The sequence below is a fragment of the Mycobacterium sp. NGS26 genome (genome assembly GCF_059813025.1).
Window position 1 is genome coordinate 549,623 of sequence record NZ_JCALDU010000004.1, and the last position, 17,422, is coordinate 567,044.

General features: G+C 68.2%; 11 protein-coding genes, 3 tRNA genes and 1 pseudogene. 8 read left to right on the top strand and 7 right to left on the bottom strand.

The genetic code is table 11. The annotated features are described in order from the left end of the window. Nucleotides 1-65: 65 nt before the first annotated feature. Nucleotides 66-2,042, bottom strand: a complete 1,977-nt coding sequence (locus AC5Y6X_RS16940) for a DUF6541 family protein (RefSeq protein ID WP_499987682.1) — start codon at nucleotides 2,040-2,042, stop codon at nucleotides 66-68. 120 nt (nucleotides 2,043-2,162) lie between these two features. Here AC5Y6X_RS16940 and AC5Y6X_RS16945 point away from each other — a divergent pair, with 120 nt between their 5' ends. Further along, a complete protein-coding gene (locus tag AC5Y6X_RS16945; protein WP_324681929.1) occupies nucleotides 2,163-3,359 on the top strand; it encodes a cysteine desulfurase-like protein in 1,197 nt (398 codons plus the stop codon). Between the two features lie 16 nt (nucleotides 3,360-3,375). Here AC5Y6X_RS16945 and AC5Y6X_RS16950 read toward each other — a convergent pair whose 3' ends face one another. Continuing rightward, on the bottom strand, nucleotides 3,376-4,356 hold the full coding sequence (locus tag AC5Y6X_RS16950) for an NAD(P)H-quinone oxidoreductase (RefSeq protein WP_499987684.1): 981 nt from the start codon (nucleotides 4,354-4,356) through the stop codon (nucleotides 3,376-3,378). A gap of 37 nt (nucleotides 4,357-4,393) precedes the next feature. Here AC5Y6X_RS16950 and AC5Y6X_RS16955 point away from each other — a divergent pair. After that, nucleotides 4,394-4,480 (top strand) — tRNA-Ser (locus AC5Y6X_RS16955). A gap of 26 nt (nucleotides 4,481-4,506) precedes the next feature. Here the strand turns inward: AC5Y6X_RS16955 and lipE are convergent. Together lipE and AC5Y6X_RS16965 are read right to left on the bottom strand one after the other, a co-directional pair. Continuing rightward, nucleotides 4,507-5,742, bottom strand: coding sequence for a lipase LipE (gene lipE / locus AC5Y6X_RS16960; protein WP_499987686.1), 1,236 nt, complete (start codon nucleotides 5,740-5,742; stop codon nucleotides 4,507-4,509). Between the two features lie 5 nt (nucleotides 5,743-5,747). Further along, nucleotides 5,748-6,572 carry a crotonase/enoyl-CoA hydratase family protein gene (locus AC5Y6X_RS16965; RefSeq protein WP_499987689.1) on the bottom strand — a complete coding sequence of 275 codons (825 nt, stop codon included), beginning with the start codon at nucleotides 6,570-6,572 and terminating at the stop codon, nucleotides 5,748-5,750. Nucleotides 6,573-6,595: 23 nt separating this feature from the next. Between AC5Y6X_RS16965 and AC5Y6X_RS16970 the strand changes: the two are divergent. After that, a pseudogene (locus tag AC5Y6X_RS16970) lies at nucleotides 6,596-6,724 on the top strand (TIGR03086 family metal-binding protein); the annotation flags it as partial. A gap of 89 nt (nucleotides 6,725-6,813) precedes the next feature. Here the strand turns inward: AC5Y6X_RS16970 and AC5Y6X_RS16975 are convergent. After that, nucleotides 6,814-7,272 carry a DUF4334 domain-containing protein gene (locus AC5Y6X_RS16975; protein ID WP_499987690.1) on the bottom strand — a complete coding sequence of 153 codons (459 nt, stop codon included), beginning with the start codon at nucleotides 7,270-7,272 and terminating at the stop codon, nucleotides 6,814-6,816. Nucleotides 7,273-7,275: 3 nt separating this feature from the next. After that, nucleotides 7,276-8,349 carry an aromatic amino acid aminotransferase gene (locus AC5Y6X_RS16980; RefSeq protein ID WP_499987691.1) on the bottom strand — a complete coding sequence of 358 codons (1,074 nt, stop codon included), beginning with the start codon at nucleotides 8,347-8,349 and terminating at the stop codon, nucleotides 7,276-7,278. An 88-nt stretch (nucleotides 8,350-8,437) separates the two neighbouring features. On the opposite strand from AC5Y6X_RS16980, the gene AC5Y6X_RS16985 reads away from it, so the two are divergent. Together AC5Y6X_RS16985 and AC5Y6X_RS16990 are read left to right on the top strand one after the other, a co-directional pair. Next, nucleotides 8,438-8,526, top strand: a tRNA-Ser gene (locus AC5Y6X_RS16985). A 32-nt stretch (nucleotides 8,527-8,558) separates the two neighbouring features. Further along, nucleotides 8,559-8,631, top strand: a tRNA-Arg gene (locus AC5Y6X_RS16990). A 49-nt stretch (nucleotides 8,632-8,680) separates the two neighbouring features. Here the strand turns inward: AC5Y6X_RS16990 and AC5Y6X_RS16995 are convergent. Next, the gene (locus AC5Y6X_RS16995; protein ID WP_499987693.1) at nucleotides 8,681-9,184 is read right to left on the bottom strand and encodes a DUF2505 domain-containing protein; all 504 of its coding nucleotides are present in this window, start codon (nucleotides 9,182-9,184) and stop codon (nucleotides 8,681-8,683) included. Between the two features lie 221 nt (nucleotides 9,185-9,405). Here AC5Y6X_RS16995 and AC5Y6X_RS17000 point away from each other — a divergent pair, with 221 nt between their 5' ends. The 3 genes from AC5Y6X_RS17000 to AC5Y6X_RS17010 all read left to right on the top strand — a co-directional run. After that, nucleotides 9,406-10,170 carry a class I SAM-dependent methyltransferase gene (locus tag AC5Y6X_RS17000; protein ID WP_499987745.1) on the top strand — a complete coding sequence of 255 codons (765 nt, stop codon included), beginning with the start codon at nucleotides 9,406-9,408 and terminating at the stop codon, nucleotides 10,168-10,170. Nucleotides 10,171-10,401: 231 nt separating this feature from the next. Further along, entirely contained in the window at nucleotides 10,402-10,623 is a 222-nt protein-coding gene (locus AC5Y6X_RS17005; RefSeq protein WP_324681920.1) for an MbtH family protein, read from the top strand. Beyond that, nucleotides 10,610-17,422 (top strand): amino acid adenylation domain-containing protein (locus AC5Y6X_RS17010; RefSeq protein ID WP_499987694.1); only part of this gene is annotated, 6,813 nt, incomplete at its 3' end. The genes AC5Y6X_RS17005 and AC5Y6X_RS17010, both read left to right, overlap by 14 nt.

A 17,422-nucleotide genomic window follows, 5' to 3' on the forward strand; every position in this document is an offset into this window, starting at 1 on the left:
TCGACGCCGTCGTCGTCCCGGCCGTCGTTGCCGTTAGTCAATCCGTCACCATCCTCTTGTCACGTCTAAGGGTGGGGCGTCGCTGCGGTGCTTCCGCGCCATTCGTAGATTTTGGCCCCACCGTTGTCGTAGATCAGCGCCCACGACTTCGATTTCTCCAGTGACACTAGTCCGTCCGGTGTGGCGAACCCTCTCACGTTGGGCGTGCTAGTCAGTATGTACCTGATATTGAGCGCCTTGATCGCCTCGACCACCTTGGGATCGGACTCGCCCTTGGCCGCCGAAGTCCAGAAGATGTAGCGGTAATAGCCCGGGCCGGTCTGCTGCGGGAAGTCGTAGTGGGTCCACAGTGGATGCAGGTCGGCGACGGCATACATCCACGCTGTGCCGTCGACGTTGGAGTCGCCGATCACCGTGTCGCGCGCATCGGGCTGCTTGGCCAGATAGGCCATCGCCATGAGGTCGCGCTGGTCGATCATCACCGAGTCGTACTTGTCGCCGAACAGGACCAGGTGCCGGTAGAAGTAGTGCCGCGCGATCAGCACGGTGGCCACCGCCAGCAGCACCGCCGTCGTCGACACCCAGAAGGCCGCGGGCAGCCGCCTGAACCGCTCGGTCACTCGCCGCGCGCCGGCGACCGCCAGCATGACCGCCGCGAACAGGGTGATCGCCGCCATCGGCGTCACCAGCATCGTCACCACCGCCGTGAGCCGGCGCGGGTCGTTGTAGAAGAACTGGCTGAACGCCTCGATGGCCGCGCCGGCCGCGTTGTGAAACGGCGCCCCGGAGTAGATGGTCGCCACGGTCAGCACCAGCCAGACGACCGGCGGCCACCAGATTCGCTTGTACAGCAGGATCGCCAGGCCGAGATAGCTGAGCACGACCAGGCCGTATTGGGTGGGGAAGTCGTTGAGGTGACGGGTGTGCAGCAGCAGCGCGTCGACGACCCCCTGCTTCGCGCTCTTGAAGCTGGGGAAGGCGTGCCCGGCGATGATGTCCGCCTGCCGGAGCACCCCGATGAACTGCGGCGCCAGGACCGCCGCGGTCGGGACGGCCACCGCGGTCAGGGTCAGCACGTCGGCGAGCCGGCCCCGCGCCGGATGCCACCACGCGTCCAGCGCCCACCAGGCCAGCAGGAACAGGATGACGATGAACCCGCCGGTCAGATGCACCGACAGCACGCCCACCAGGGCCAGCACCGCCGTCGGGATGCGGTCGCGATGCCGCAGCGTCGAGGTGATCAGGACGAACGTCGGGATCGCGACGCCATAGGCCGCCAGGTTGGGCATGGCGGCGACGCCGAACTCGACGTAGGGCACCGAGGTGAACGACGCCGACAGCGCGGCCGCGGTGGCCGAGGCGCCCGCCGTGCGCCACTGCGTGGTGCGCGGCCGCAGCAGATGCCAGGTGAGCATGGCCGCGCTGGTCGGGAACAGCCAGACTGAGGCCGCCACCGAGCTCAGCGTGTAGCCGGTGGTCGGGGCCGCCCCGGTCAGCTGGCAGAACACCGCGGTCAGGGCGTGGAACACCGACGGGTAATACAGCGCCTGGTGCGTCTCGACGTTGCGCAACTCGCCCATGTGGGTGGACGACGCCTGACCGGTGTCGAGCATGTAGCGCACCTCGTTGGCGTGCCAGACCGCGTCCCAGGTGCTGGGGATGGTCTGCCAATGCGCGGCCAGGCCGCGATGCGCCGCCCACATGATCAGCAGCGCCCCCAGCAGCACGCCGGCCGCCACCGTCAACGCCGGCCACCCTCCGATGCCGCGCGCCTCCGACGCGGTGTCGCGGTAGCGGGCGAGCACCAGCTGCAAACCCGTCATCACCAGGCACACGGCAACCAGCGCGGCGAGCGCAGTCCAACCGTTCCAAGGGATTCCGAGCGCGCCGAAGGGAATTATCGCCAGCGCCACCACGCCGTATGTCAGCGCCGGGCCAACGGCGATGGCCACCGGCCAAGTTAGCTGAGTGATGCGTGCGACGATCGTCCCGGGCGTGATCAGCAGGAACAGCGCGAGCAGCGTTCCGATCCAGAGCCCCACTCGACTAGTATGGCTGCCCGGGTGACCTGGCTCGCCAAGCCTCTGTTCGGCTGGAACGCCTACGGGGCACCCGCTACCGTCACAATTTCGCGGAAATGCGGAAGCTCTAAGGTGGCTGGCATGGCTTACGACGTCGCCCGGGTGCGCGGACTACATCCGTCGCTGGGTGACGGATGGGTGCACTTCGACGCGCCGGCGGGAATGCTGATTCCCGATTCCGTCGCGACGACGGTTTCGACAGCCTTTCGCCGGTCCGCCGCCAGCACCGTGGGCGCGCACCCGTCGGCGCGGCGCAGCGCGGCGGTGCTGGACGCGGCGCGCGCCGCGGTGGCCGACCTGCTCAACGCCGACCCGGCGGGCGTGGTGCTGGGCGCCGATCGCGCGGTCCTGTTGTCGTCGCTGGCCGAGGCGTCGTCGTCGCGGGCCGGCCTGGGGTACGAGGTGATCGTCAGCCGCCTCGACGACGAGGCGAACATCGCGCCGTGGCTGCGGGCGGCGCACCGCTACGGCGCCAAGGTGAAGTGGGCCGAGGTCGACATCGAGACCGGGGAGCTGCCGACGTGGCAGTGGGAGAGCCTGATCGGCAAGTCGACCCGACTGGTCGCCGTCACCTCCGCGTCGGGGACGCTGGGCACGGTCACCGATCTGCGGGCGATGACCAAGCTGGTGCACGACGTCGGCGGGGTGGTGGTGGTGGACCATTCCGCCGCCGCGCCCTACCGGCTGCTCGACATCAGGGAAACCGAGGCCGACGTGGTGGCGGTGAACGCCGTCGGGTGGGGCGGCCCTCCGGTCGGGGCGATCGTGTTCCGCGACCCGGCGCTGATCAACGCCTTCGGCTCGGTGTCGACGGACCCGCACGCGACGGGCCCCGCGCGGCTCGAGGTCGGCGCCCACCAGTTCGGCCTGCTGGGTGGTGTGGTCGCCAGCATCGAGTACCTCGCGGCGCTCGACGAGTCCGCACGCGGCACCCGGCGCGAACGCCTGTCGCTGTCGATGCAGTCCGCGACCGCCTACCTGAACCGCGTCTTCGACTACCTGATGGTCTCGCTGCGGTCGCTGCCGCTGATGATGCTGATCGGCCGCCCGGAGGCGCGGATACCGGTGGTCAGCTTCGCGCTGAACGGCGTGCCCGCGGAGCGGGTGGTGCAGCGCCTGGCGGACAACGGAGTTCTCGCCGTGTGCAACGAGAATTCGCGCGTGCTGGAGGCGTTGGGCGCCAACGAGGTCGGCGGCGCGGTGACCGTCGGGCTCGCGCATTATTCGACGATGGCCGAGGTCGACCAGTTGGTGCGGGCCCTGGCGTCGCTGGGCTGAGCCCGGCCTTAACCCGTCAGACCGTCAGCACTATCTTGCCGTGCACGTCGCCCGACACCAGCCGCTGGTGCGCCTCGCCCGCCTCCTGGATGGGCATGCGCGCGCCGATGATCGGGCGCACCCGCCCGTCGGCGATCATCGGCCACACCGAGGCCGTCACCGCCGCCACGATCTCGCTCTTGCTGTTCGGCCCGCTCACCGGCCGGCCGCGCAGCGTGGTGCCGATGACCCGCGCCCGCTTGGCCAGCAGCTTGCCGAGGTTGAGCTCGCCCTTCACCCCGCCCTGCATGCCGATGATCACCAGCTGGCCGTCCGTGGCCAGGGCGTCGAGATTGCGGTCCAGGTAGGAGGCGCCCATGATGTCGAAGATCACGTCGGCGCCGTCGGTCTCCTCGCGCAGCCGCGCCACGAAGTCCTCGTCGCGGTAGTTGATGGTGATCTCGGCGCCCAGGTCCCGGCAGATGTCCAGCTTCGCGGCCGAACCGGCCGTCACCGCGACGCGGGCGCCCAGCGCCCGCGCGACTTGGATCGCGTGCGTGCCGATGCCGCTGGCCCCGCCGTGCATCAGCAGCAGTTGGCCCTCGCGCAGGTGCGCGGTCAGCACCAGATTGGACCACACCGTGCACGCCACCTCGGGCAGCCCGGCGGCGTCGACGAGGTCGACGCCGGAAGGTATCGGCAGCAGCTGGCCGGCCGGGACGGCGACGTATTCGGCGTACCCGCCGCCGGCCAGCAGCGCGCAAACCTGTTGTCCGACAGACCATTTCGCGTCGGATCCGCCGTCGTCCCCGATCTCGGAGACGACGCCGGAGACCTCCATGCCGATGATCTCGCTGGCGCCCGGCGGCGGCGGATACTTACCGGCGGCCTGCAGCACGTCGGCGCGGTTGACGCCGGCCGCGGCGACCTTGACCAACACCTCTCCGGGGCCGGGGGAGGCGTCGGGCACCTCCTGCCAGAGGAGTTTGTCGGCGGCTTCGGCGACGATTGCGCGCATGCGGCCACGCTACTAGGGCCCCGTTACCCTTATCAGCGGTGGCGTGGCAGAGCGGCCTAATGCACTCGCCTTGAAAGCGAGAGACGGCTAAAACCGTCCGGGGGTTCAAATCCCTCCGCCACCGCCCCGTCGCCGCTCGTCAGGGCGCGGCTAACCGGTCGGGATTTCGGCGGCGATGGTGTTCATCAGCGCGGTGTAGCGGCCGACTTCGGGATCCCGGCCCGGCTTGCCGCTGCTGATCACGCCGGCGGCCAGGGCGCGCTGTGGGTCGGCCCAGATCGCGATGTTGGCCAGGCCGAGGTTTCCGAACGCGGCCGGCGCGTTGCGGCCGAAGGGCCCAAACCTGTTGGTGCCCAGCATGAATCCGGTTCCCCACCGCGCCGGGTGCAGCCCGACCGCGAAATCGGGCCGCAGCCGCCGGCACTCCTGCACCGCGGCGTACATCCGTTCCGGGCTGATGATCCGCACGCCGTCGAGCTCACCGCCGCGACGCCAGATCTCGGCGAACCGCGACAGCTCGTTCGCGGTCGACACGGTGTTGGACGACGGGACCACGGTGGACAGGAACGCCGGGGTGTTGGTGTAGGGGATGATCTCGTGCACGGTGCCGCCGATCGCCCTGCGAAAGATCGCCGCGACCACCGGCGGCAGTGGCTTGCCGGTGGCGTGGCTGGGCGCGACCAGCGGGATGTCCTGCTCGGCGACGCCGAAGTTGGTCCACCGGAAGCCGAGCGGGTCGAGGATTTCGGAGGCCAGGACGTCGCGGATGTCCTTTCCGGTGGCGGCGTAGACGATCTCGCGCATCAGCGGGCCCCAGGTCAGCGCGTGATAGATGTGCACCAGCCCCGGCCGGTACAGCGGCCGCAGCTTGCCGAGCTGCTCCTGCGCGTACTCGTGGTCGTCGGCGCGCTTGAGGTCCGGCTTGGGGCCGGTGGGGAACGGGACGCCCGCGCTGTGGGTCAGCACGTGGCGGATCGTGGTGCGGTGCTTGCCGTGGCTGGTGTAGCTGGGGATGTACTCGCACACCCGGTCGTCGAGCGAGAAGTGCCCCTGCTCGACGAGCATGTGCACCACGGTCGCGGTGATGCCCTTGGCCGCCGAGTACACGCAGAACGGCGTGTCCGTGGTGACGGCGATCTTCTCGGCGTCGGGCGGGTCGCTGGGGGCGTTGCCCCAGCCGTGCCCGATCGCCCGGTTGAGCACGACGCGGCCGCGATGCCGGATGCACAACTGGATCGCGGGGTGCAAGCCGGCCGAGTACCAGTGCCGGGCGGCCTGCCAGATCCGTTCCACGGCGGCGGCGCCGACGTCGGAGTGGTCCTCGTCGCCGATCGTCGTCACGGCGCCCAGGTCGGCCGGCACGCGGATTCTGCCGTCGGGCGTCACCGCGGCTACTCCCCGGTGAACTGCGGCGGACGCTTGGCGAACGTCGCCGAGATGCCCTCGGTCAGGTCCTTCGACGGCAGGAAGGCCGCGTTCCACGCGGCGACGTAGCGCAGGCTCTCCGAGACCGCCGCGACGCGCTGCTGGTCCAGGACGTCCTTGATGCCGTGCACCGTCAGCGGCGGGTTGGCGGCGATCTCGGCGGCGGTGGCGTGCGCGGCGGCCAGGGTGGCCTCGGCGTCGGAGTACACGTCGTTGACCAGGCCGATCTTCTCGGCGCGGGCCGCGTCGATGTCCTTGCCGGTCAGCGCGAGTTCGCGCAGATGCCCGTCGTTCAGGATCAGCGGCAGCCGGGCGAGGCTGCCGACGTCGGCGACGATGGCCAGTTTGACCTCCCGCACGGAGAACTTGGCGTCGGCGCTGGCGTAGCGGATGTCCACCGCGGAAATCAGGTCGACGCCGCCGCCGATGCACCAGCCGTGCACCGACGCGATGGTGGGGGTGCGGCAGTCGGCGATCGCGGTGATCGCGTTCTGCATGCGCCTGATCTCGGCGTGGAAGTCCGCACGCGGGCGGGCCAGCGCGCCGTCGGCCAGCAGCGGGGTGAACGATCCGCCCATCGCCGGCACGTCCAGGCCGTAGCTGAAGTTCTTGCCGGAGCCGGTGATGACGATCGCGCGCACGTCGCGGTCGGCGTCCAGCACCGCGAACACCTCCGGCATCTCCGACCAGAACGCGGGCCCCATCGCGTTGCCCTTACCCGGCCCGATCAGCGTCACCTGCGCCACCCGGTCCTTGGTCTCGACGGTGACGGATTCGTATGTTTCGCCCATATCGAGACCGTAGCCTGGCGAACATGCCCAGCGATTTGCGACCCGGCCCGCATTCGGTGCCCACCGACGAGCTGCACAGCGCCGAGGACACGCTCGGGGTCCTGCAGCGAGTCCTGCACACCATCGCCGCCGACGACCTGTCGCGGCCGACCGGCCCGCTAGCCCGCGCCTTTCGCCGAACGTGAACCCAGTGCGAAATCCGGCACCCGTTTTCGCAACGGCTTCACTCTCGGCGAGGTGGCTACACCCGCTCTAGGTAGAAGTAGTAGTAGCGGCCGTTATCCAGCACGTCCTTGCCGTTCATGATGCCCATCACGGCGTCGTCGTCGATCTTCTTGAAGTGGTCGTGCACCGGCCGGCCGTCGTAGACCATCGTCGCGGTGACCTCGCCGCGGAATTCCTCCATCCACAGGCTGGCCTCGCCGTTCATCCGCTCCATGTTCGAGTACTTGTTGCCGTCGGCGTCCAGGCAGACCAGCGGCTGCGCATCGGTGGCGGATTTGAAGGTCTTGCCGAACCAATTGATATTCGCGAGCGCGCCGTTGGCCCGGTGACCGGTGAGGAACTCGCCGCCCTTCCACTCGCCGATCATGCCTTCGATGGTCGTGGGCGCAAGGGTCGCCCAGAAATCGTCGAGCTCGGCATCGGCGATCCGGTCGCGTTCCTTGAACTCGTCGAACATCTTGCGGGCCAAGGTCATTGCTCACTCCTCCGGTTCGGGTTGGGCGATCCATTCGCGGGCAAACCGCAGCAGGGCATCGTTCTCGTCCGGGGCCCCGATGGTGACCCGGACGCCGTCCGTACCGTACGGCCGGACCACGATGCGCGCGTCGGCGGCCTGCTTGACGAAGTCCAGGGTGCGGGGGCCCAGCGGCAGCCAGACGAAGTTGGCCTGCGTCGGTGGCAGCGCGAAGCCGGCGTCACGCAACGCCGCGGCGACCCGCGCGCGCTCGGCGACCAGCGCATCGGTGCGGGCCAACAGCTCGTCGGCGGCGTCCAGCGCAGCGACGGCGGCGGCCTGCGCGAGGCTGGACACGGTGAACGGCACGTAGACCTTGTCGAGCGCGGTGATCAGGTCGGGATGCCCGACCGCGTAGCCGATCCGCAACCCGGCCAGCCCGTACGCCTTCGAAAAGGTCCGCAGCACAACGACATTGCCGTGGGCCCGGACCAAATCCAGGCTGTTCGGCGCCATGCCGTCGCGGATGTACTCGACGTACGCCTCGTCGATGGCGATCAGGATGTGCGACGGGACCGCCAGGATGAAGCGGGTCAGCGCGCCCGGGTCGACGACGGTGGACGTCGGGTTGTTCGGGTTGCACACGAAGATCAACCGGGTGCGTTCGGTGACCGCGGCGAGCATGGCGTAGAGGTCGAAGGTGTGGTCGCTCAACGGCACCTGGATGGCGGTCGCGCCGGAGACCTGGACCAGCGGTGGGTACAGCTCGAAGCTGCGCCAGCCGTAGACGACCTCGTCGCCCGCCGAGGCGGTGATCTGGACGAGTTGCTGGCACAGGCTGACCGAGCCGCAGCCGACGGCGACGTGTTCGGGTGCGAAATCCGAACCCAGGTGCGCGGCCAGCGCCGCCTTGAGCTGCACGCAGCCGTTGTCCGGGTAGCGGTTGACGATGTCGGTGGCCCGCTCGATGGCGGCGCGCACGCTGGGCAGGGGGCCGAAGACGGTTTCGTTGCTGGCCAGTTTGATGGCGCCGGGCACCGTCTTGCCGGGAACATAAACTGGCAGCCCCGCCAGCTCAGGCCGTAGGCGGGCAGTCACTTCGACAGCATATGTCGGCGCTGTGTACGCTATGCCTCCGGCGGTTCCGGGACGCCGGGAAGCGTTCGGGTACCCTCAAGAGTCCAATGGAGGCGTGCCAGAGCGGCCGAATGGGGCTCACTGCTAATGAGTTGTCCCCCTTCAAGGGGACCGGAGGTTCAAATCCTCTCGCCTCCGCTGAGTGGTTTTGGCGAGACAACTGAAAACAGGCGCCCGTAGCTCAACGGATAGAGCATCTGACTACGGATCAGAAGGTTGGGGGTTCGAATCCCTTCGGGCGCGCTCGCGGTGCTACACGGCCGACGTGCGCCACATCCCTTGCGCCGCGCCGTCATCCGTGCTCGGTGATCCAGTCCGTGGTGAAGCGCTGTATTGCGGACATTTGTTGGACCAGTAGGCGGCCCATCAGAGCCTCGATCTTGCCGCCGACCAACGGAACGTTGAATTCCAGCGTCGCGGTGCACGTCATGCGCGAGCCGTTGGGCGCCGGTGCCAGCAACGCCGTGCCGAACCCGGATCCCGGCGCTCCGTGCGTCACGACGCTGACCTCACCGCGAACCAACCCGCCGCCGATCGGGCTCCACGTTTCCTCTTGCACGACTCGCCAACGCCGCGGGAAGAACTTGGCGACCAGGCGCGGCAGACCTTCGGGGCGCAGCTCCTGGACGATGACCACGGCCACGGAGCCGTCGGTGCCAACCGTCAACGAGTCCAGCCTGCCGAAGCCGCCGAAGGCCGCCAGCCGCGCGTGCCAGTAATCCTCCTCGGAGTGCGCCCAAAGGATTTGTTCGACGGTGCTCGAAGCCTCGAGACAGAAGTCGACCGACCGCGGCATGGCAGCCACGCTATCGCCCCCGGCGCAGGCAAGCACCGCTTCTCGGAGCAGCGAGGCGACCAGATCCCTTACGCTATGTCAGGCCGCTTCCTGCGCCATCGCCATGCGGTGAGGAGGACGTCGTGACGGATTCTGGACCACCACATGGGCGGGCCGAGCCGATCGGTGGTGACGGCAAGGTGGACTTCACCGGTGTCCGCTGGGGCTCGGTGGAGTGGACGATGCTATGCATGCTTTACCTCCGGGCGTGCGAGAGCCGATTGGCCCAACCCATCCTGGGCGATCATCTCGCCGCAGAGGATGTCGCGCGCATCGATTACGACTTTGACCGCATCCATCGCGCTGTGCGGCCGGCGATCAATCAGTTCGGGGTGGCGTTGCGCGGGGCGCGGTTCGATGCCTTGATCACCGATTTTCTGAACGGCCATCCCGACGCCGTCGTGCTGCATCTGGGATGCGGGTTGCACAGTCGCGCAGTGCGCCTCGCGTTGCCGGACGGCGTGCGGTGGTACGACGTCGACCTGCCTCAAGTCATCGCGTTGCGCCGCCAGCTGTATTCCGAGTCCGAAACCTATCGGATGGTCGGGTCTTCGGTGACCGATCCCGGGTGGATCGATGAGCTGCCCGCGGGCGGTCCCGTTCTGATCGTCGCCGAGGGCCTGCTGATGTACCTGACGCCTGCGGACATCACCGAATTGCTCCACCGGTTGCTCGACCGATTCGATACCGGTGAGTTGCTGGCCGACCTGCTGTCCAGTTGGGCTCCGCGGCTGTCACGGATCTTTACGTCCGGCATCTCCAAGTGGGGCACCCGCGACGGCGGCGAAATCACGCGCTGGGATCCGCGCCTGCGCCTGCTCCAAAGCAGCTCCGTCATCGCCGGGTTCGACAGGATCCCGTCGGCCGCACCGCGTTTGCTGTACCGCATGCAATACGCCATGCCGGCGACTCGCAACTACGACCGCCTCTTCCGGTACGCCTTTTGAGCCGTAGCGGCCCCGCCGCTGCTTCAAGACCCGGGCTGATCGGCGCTTTCGGCTGAGGCTCGGACGTCCCGGCGGCGGCCCGGTCATCTGCTCATCCGATGCCGGCCGGCATCACGTCACCCGCTGTTCATCGTTCCGGAGCTTTTTTGCCCAAGGGTGGCGCTCACCCTTGCGCCTGCAGTAGCGTTTCGAATTATTGTAGTCGTGTCTACTAGGTGGACCGGAGAGCCGGTGAGCATCCATCCGTTCGACGATGGCGTCACCAGCATCCTTGTCTTGGTCGAGGACAAGGAGCAGTACAACTTGTGGCCGGACTTTGCCAGCGGCGTGACCCTGGACCACATCGAACACATCTGGACCGGTATACGGCCGAAGAGCCCGGGGGAGGGCTGGCCGCCGGGGGGTTTTGTGGAAAAACCGCCTGGATTGGGGTCCGAGTATGGGGTTGGGTGACCGGTCACTCCCGCTGACGCGGCGACAGCTGGACATTTGGCTTGACCAGCAAACGAGTCGCTCCGGCACGGAGTGGCAGCTTGGCCTCTTCGTGAGGATCGGGGGCCCCGTCGAGCCGGAATTGCTCGAACAGGCGATCAGGATGGCGCTGCACGAGGCCGAACCATGCAGGGCCGCATTCTTCGAGGCGAATGGCCGGCTTTCCCAGCGGGCGATCGACGCCTCGGCCATCGAACTGGCCCGCTACGACCTGACCGCCTTTGACGATGCCGTGCAGGAAGCCCGAAAGATCGCGTCATCGATGCAGCGGACCCCGATGTCGTTCGCCGACCTGCTGTGGAAATTCGCCTTATTCCGAACGCAGCCGGACGAATACTACTGGTTCACCTGCTGCCACCACATAGTCATAGACGGCCTGAGCATTGGCTTGCTGGGCCGTCGCATTGCAGCCATCTACTCCGCAATGGTTTCCGGCACACCGATTTCCCCCGCCTTTTTTGGTTCGCTGCAGGAACTGCTCAGCGCCGAGTTGGAATACGAAGCGTCGGCCCAATATCTGGAAGATCGGGCCTATTGGAGCAAGAACCTACCGACGAAAGACGAAACGAATTCGTGGCTGCCCCGCGCCGCAGGAGAGGATGATTCGCACTGGCCTTCCCCGCCGGTCCAATTCGACCCGGCGGTCGTCAGCCGCATCAAAGGGTTGGCCAAAGCGTTAGGCATCCGCCGATCATCGGTGATCACCGCGGCGTGCGCACTCTTGGTGCGCGGCTTCAGTTTTGACGGTTCCGAGGTGGTGCTCAACTTCCCGGTCAGCAGGCGCGTCGCTCCGGAGCTGAAGACGCTTCCCGGGATGATTGCCGGATTCGTGCCGCTGGTGCTGCGGGCGTCGCCGGAATCCGAAATTGGCGATTTTTGCCGGCAAGTTGACATACGAATACGAGAAGCGTTGCAACACCAGCGTTTTCCGGTGCACATCCTTGAGGGGGACAGTAACCTGCTAGCCGCGACGCAGGCGGCAAATCGGGTAGTCGTCAATTTCGTCCCGTCCAGCATTACCCTGAGCCTGGCCGGCGTTCCGGCTACCGCCACATTTACCTCTTTTGGCCCGGTGGGCCACTATGGGCTGTTCTTCGTGGGGGCGGGTGATCAACAGTCCCTATGCACGGCGGGTACCGGGCAGCCATTCTCGAGTTTTGCTCCCGCGGACTTAGCGGGGCGGTTGCAGCGGGTGTTGGTGGCCATGGCTGCCGACCCGGCGCGGCGGTTGTCGTCGGTGGATGTGCTCGACGACGGCGAGCACCTGCGCCTGGATGAGTGGAGCAATCGGAGAGCGCTTACGCGGGCGACGACGACGGCGTCGATTCCGGAGTTGTTCGCCACCCAGGCGGCGCAGACGCCCGGTGCGGAGGCGCTGGTATGCGGAGAACATTCGTGGACTTATCGCGAGCTGGACGAGGCCGCCAACCGGTTGGCGCACTTGCTGGCCGAACAAGGCGCGGGCCCGGGAGAGTCTGTGGCACTGCTGTTTTCGCGTTCGGCCGAGGCGATCGTCGCGATCTTGGCGGTGCTCAAATCCGGAGCGGCTTACCTGCCGATCGACCCCGCGGTGCCGACGGCGCGGTTGCAGTTCATCATCGCCGACGCGACGCCGATCGCCGTCCTCACCACAGCCGGGCGGGTCGAGCGGTTGGGCGGGTGCGACCTCGCCGTCATCGATGTCCACGACCCCGCCATCGAGGCCCATCCCGGCACCGCTCCGCCGGGCCCGGCGCCCGAGGACATCGCGTACATCATCTACACCTCGGGCACAACCGGCGTTCCCAAAGGTGTGGCGGTCACCCACCACAACGTCACCCAACTGTTGGGCCCACCGGATACCCACCTGCCGGGACAAGCTTGGGCACAGTGTCATTCCTTGGCCTTCGACGCCTCGGTCGAAGAGATCTTCGGCGCGCTGCTGCACGGTGGCCGACTGGTGGTGGTGCCCGAGACGGACGACATGCAAGCCTCGCTGGCCGCCGCCCGGGTCAGCGTGTTGAGCCAAACCCCGTCCGCGGTGGGGATGCTCTCGCCGGAGGGGTTGGATTCGATGGCGCTGTTGGTGGCCGGTGAGGCCTGTCCGGCCGAGCTGGTGGACCGGTGGGCGCACGGGCGGGTGATGGTCAACGGCTACGGCCCGACGGAAACGACGGTGTGCGCGTGTAGGAGTGCTCCACTGGCACCGGGGTCGGGGGCGCCGCCGATCGGCTTGCCGGTCCCGGGGGCGGCCCTGTTCGTAATGGACGCTTGCTTACGTCCGGTGCCGGCGGGCGTGGTCGGGGAGCTGTATGTGGCCGGCCAGGGAGTCACGGTCGGGTATGTGCGTCGGCCCGGCTTGACCGGGTCGCGGTTTGTGGCGTGCCCCTTCGGGGAGCACGGCGCGCGCATGTATCGCACCGGCGATCTCGTGTGCTGGCGCGCCGACGGGCAACTGGATTACGTGGGCCGCGCCGATGAGCAGGTCAACATCCACGGGTATCGCATCGAACTCGGCGACGTTCGGGCCGCACTGGCCGGGCTGGACGGAATCGAGCAGGCGGTGGTGGTCGCCCGCGAGGACCGTCCCGGCGATAGGCGTCTGGTGGGTTATTTCACGGGGACCGCCGACCCGGCCGAGGCGCGGGCCCAGTTGGTTGATCGATTGCCGCGCTACATGGTTCCGGCCGCGATGGTGGCGCTGGCAACGCTGCCGTTGACGGTCAACGGCAAGCTCGACACTCGGTCTCTGCCGGCGCCGGACTACAGCGCTGTCGATCGCTATCGCGCCCCGGCCGGCGCCGTTGAGGAGATCCTGGCCGGCATCTATGCCCACGTGCTGGGCCTGGATCGGGTGGGGGCCGACAGCTCCTTCTTTGATCTGGGCGGGGATTCGGTGTCGGCCATGCGCGTGGTGGCCGCCATCAAGTCGGGCCTCGGTGCCGATGTATCGGTGCGCGCCGTGTTCGATGCGCCCACGGTCGCCCAGCTGGCGACCTGTCTCACCAGCGGCCATGGGGGTGAGAGGGAGCCGTTGGTGGCCGGGCAGCGGCCGACGGTGGTGCCGTTGTCGTTCGCTCAGGGCCGGTTGTGGTTCCTTGACCAGCTGCAGGGCCCCGCACCGGTTTACAACATGGCGACGGCGTTTCAAATCAGCGGCAGGCTCGACGTCGAGGCGCTGGGCGCTGCCTTCGACGATGTCATCGCCCGCCACGAATCGCTGCGGACCCTATACCCCGACGTCGACGGTGTGCCGTTTCAGCGGGTGCTGCCGGCGCGGCCGGCGATGTGGCGGCGCGGGGACGCGGCCGTGGTGTTGTTGCCCGAGCGGGAGGTAGCCGGCGAGCTGGAGGCGTTGGCGGGACACCGGTTTGAGCTATCCACCGAAGTCCCGATACGGGTCCAGATCTATTCGGTGCGACGCGAGCAGCATGTGGTCGGAATCGTGGTGCACCACATCGCTTTTGATGGGTGGTCGCTGGCTCCGATGGTCCGGGATCTCGGCGAGGCGTATCGGGCGCGGCAGCAGGGCCGAGCCCCGGGTTGGGCCGAATTGCCGGTGCAGTATGCCGATTACACGTTGTGGCAGCGCAGGCAGTTCGGCGATCTCGACAACATCGCCGGTCCCCTCGCCGCGCAGCTGGCCTATTGGCAGGATGCCCTGGCGGGGCTGCCCGAGCGTCTGCAGCTGCCGACGGATCGGCCGTATCCGCCGGTGGCCGATCAACGAGGGGCCACGGTGGCTGTGGAGTGGCCGGCCGAGTTGCAGCGGTGGGTGCGCGAGGTGGCTCGTGCGCATCAGGCGACGAGTTTCATGGTGGTTCAGTCCGCGCTGGCGGTGCTGTTGTCGCGGCTGAGCGCGAGTTCCGATGTGGCGGTGGGTTTTCCGATTGCCGGGCGCAATGATCCCGCGCTTGATGAGGTGGTGGGGTTTTTCGTCAACACCTTGGTGTTGCGGATCGACCTGACGGGTGACCCCACCATCGCCGAGCTGCTGGGCCGGGTGCGGACGCGTAGCCTGGCCGCCTTTGACAATCAGGACGTGCCCTTCGAGGTGTTGGTGGAGCGGCTCAACCCCGCCCGCTCCCTGACGCATCATCCGTTGGTTCAGGTGATGTTGGCGTGGCAGAACCTGCCCGGGAATGCCGATGGTCCCGCTACCGAGCTGGCGCTGGGGGACGCGCAGGTGACCCAGGTGCCGGTGGATACCCGTTCCGCCCGCATGGATTTGGCGTTTTCGCTGCGGGAGCGTTTCACCGAAACTGGTGAGCCGGCCGGGATCGGCGGGTGGGTGGAGTTTCGCACCGACGTGTTCGACACCGCCAGCGTCGAGGCGCTGACCCAGCGGTTACAGCGGGTGGTCGAGGCCATGACCACCGACCCGACACGGCGGTTGTCGTCGATCGATGTGCTGGACGCCTCCGAGCGCGCGCGGTTGGGCGCGACGGGCAACGCGGCGGTGTTGGCCCGCCCGGCGGTCTCGGCGGTGTCGGTTCCGGAGGTTGTCGCCGGACATGCGGTGCGTACGCCCCAGGCGGTGGCGATCCGCTGCCAGGGCCGGTCGGTGACGTACCGAGAGCTTGACGAGGCGTCGAACCGGTTGGCGCACCTGCTGATTGACGAGGAGGTCGGGCCGGGGCAGTCCGTTGCGCTGCTGTTCAACCGGTGCGCGGAGGCGATTGTGGCGATGCTCGCCGTGCTCAAGGCGGGGGCGGCCTACCTGCCGATCGATCCGGGGCTGCCGCACGAGCGGATCGGGTTCATGCTGGCCGACGCCGCACCGGTCGCGATGGCCACCACTTCGGGCCTGCGCCGGCGGCTGGCGGGGTTCGACTTGCCGGTCATTGCCGTCGACGACCCCAGCGTCGACACGCAGCCCCGCACCGCGTTACCGGCACCGGGTCCCGACGAGATCGCGTACCTCATCTACACCTCGGGCACTACCGGTGTCCCGAAGGGGGTGGCCGTCACTCACCGCAATCTGATCCACCTGGCGCAGTCCACGCCGGCAGATCTGCCGGTGCCGCGGGTGTGGACGCAGTGCCATTCGTACGGCTTCGACTTTTCCGTGTGGGAGATCTGGGCCGCACTCCTCGGTGGCGGGCGGCTGGTCGTCGTGCCCGAATCGGTGGCCGCCTCACCGCCGGACTTTCACGCGATGCTGGTCGGCGAGCACGTCACCGTGTTGACCCAGACCCCTTCGGCGGTGACTGCGCTGTCAACCAAAGGGTTGGAGTCGGTCGCCCTACTGCTCGGTGGTGAAACGTGCCCCGCGGAGGTGGTGGATCGGTGGGCGTCCGGGCGGGTGGTGATCAACGCCTACGGCCCGACCGAGGCCACCGTGTACGCGTCGATGAGCGCCCCGCTCACGCCGGGAGCAAGCGCGGTGCCGATCGGTGGACCGGTGCCGACCGCGGCGGTGTTCGTGCTGGACGAGTGGTTGCATTTGGTGCCGGCCGGGGTGGTCGGGGAGTTGTATGTGGCCGGTCGTGGTGTGGGTGTTGGTTATGTGCACCGTTGCGGGTTGACGGCGTCGCGGTTTGTGGCGTGCCCGTTCGGCGGGGCGGGGACGCGCATGTATCGCACCGGGGACCTGGTGTGCTGGGGTGCCGACGGGCAGCTGCGATACCACGGCCGCGCCGACGAGCAGGTCAAGATCCGCGGGTATCGCGTCGAGCTCGGCGAAATCCAAAGCGCCCTGGCCGATCTCGACGGGGTGGAGCAGGCGGTGGTGCTCGCCCGCGAGGACCGTCCCGGCGACAGGCGCCTGGTGGGTTACATCACCGGAGCCGCCGACCCGGCCATAACCCGCGTCGAGTTGGGCGAGCGGCTCCCGGGCTACATGGTCCCGGCCGCGATCGTGGTGCTCGACGCGTTGCCGCTGACGGTCAACGGCAAGCTGGATACTCGCGCGCTGCCGGCGCCCGAATACCTGGACACCGATCACTACCGCGCCCCGACCAGCCCGGTCGAGGAGATCCTGGCCGCCATCTACGCCGAAGTCCTCGGCGTGGAACGGGTCGGGGTCGACGACTCCTTCTTCTACCTGGGCGGCGACAGCATCCTGTCGATGCAGGTGGTGGCCCGGGCGCGGGCGGCGGGCCTGACGTTGCGGCCACGCGACATTTTCGTCGAGCAGAGCGTCGCCCGGTTGGCTCAGGTCGCGGCGGTCACCGGCGCTCCGACCGGCGACATCGACGAGGGCGTGGGCCCGGTGATCCCCACCCCGATCATGCACTGGCTGCACACGGTCGACGGCCCGGTCGACCAGTTCAACCAGGCCGCGGTGATCCAGGCGCCTCCCGGGGTCACCCGGGCCGACGTCTTGGTCGTGCTGCAGGCCCTGCTCGATCAACACGCGATGCTGCGGCTGCGCGCCAGGGACGGTGGCCCCAAAGGCTGGTCGCTCCACGTGCCCGAACCGGGATCGGTCGATGCCGCGGCGTGTCTGCACACCGTCGATGTGTTGTCCGACGAGACCATCGCGGCCGCGCGGTCGCGGCTGGACCCGGCGGCTGGGGTGATGGTCAGCGCGTTGTGGGTCAGCTCCACCGGTCGGCTGGTGGTGATCGTTCACCACCTGGCGATCGACGCGGTGTCGTGGCGAATCCTGTTGGAGGACTTCAACATCGCCTGGGCCCAGCATCACGCCGGGCAACCCGTGGCCCTGCCGGCACCCGGCACATCGTTCGCCCGGTGGGCCTCCCTGCTGGCCGATCATGCACACGCCTCGGAAGTTGTTGCCCAGGCCGACATTTGGCGGCAGATGGCGGCGGTCCCG

Bases quoted from the DNA above. Each gene is read 5' to 3' on its own strand.
- AC5Y6X_RS17000 (WP_499987745.1), top strand. From the start codon at position 9,406: ATGCTATGCATGCTTTACCTCCGGGCGTGCGAGAGCCGATTGGCCCAA.
- AC5Y6X_RS16995 (WP_499987693.1), bottom strand. From the start codon at position 9,184: ATGCCGCGGTCGGTCGACTTCTGTCTCGAGGCTTCGAGCACCGTCGAA.
- AC5Y6X_RS16950 (WP_499987684.1), bottom strand. From the start codon at position 4,356: ATGCGCGCAATCGTCGCCGAAGCCGCCGACAAACTCCTCTGGCAGGAG.
- AC5Y6X_RS16945 (WP_324681929.1), top strand. From the start codon at position 2,163: ATGGCTTACGACGTCGCCCGGGTGCGCGGACTACATCCGTCGCTGGGT.
- AC5Y6X_RS16975 (WP_499987690.1), bottom strand. From the start codon at position 7,272: ATGACCTTGGCCCGCAAGATGTTCGACGAGTTCAAGGAACGCGACCGG.
- AC5Y6X_RS16965 (WP_499987689.1), bottom strand. From the start codon at position 6,572: ATGGGCGAAACATACGAATCCGTCACCGTCGAGACCAAGGACCGGGTG.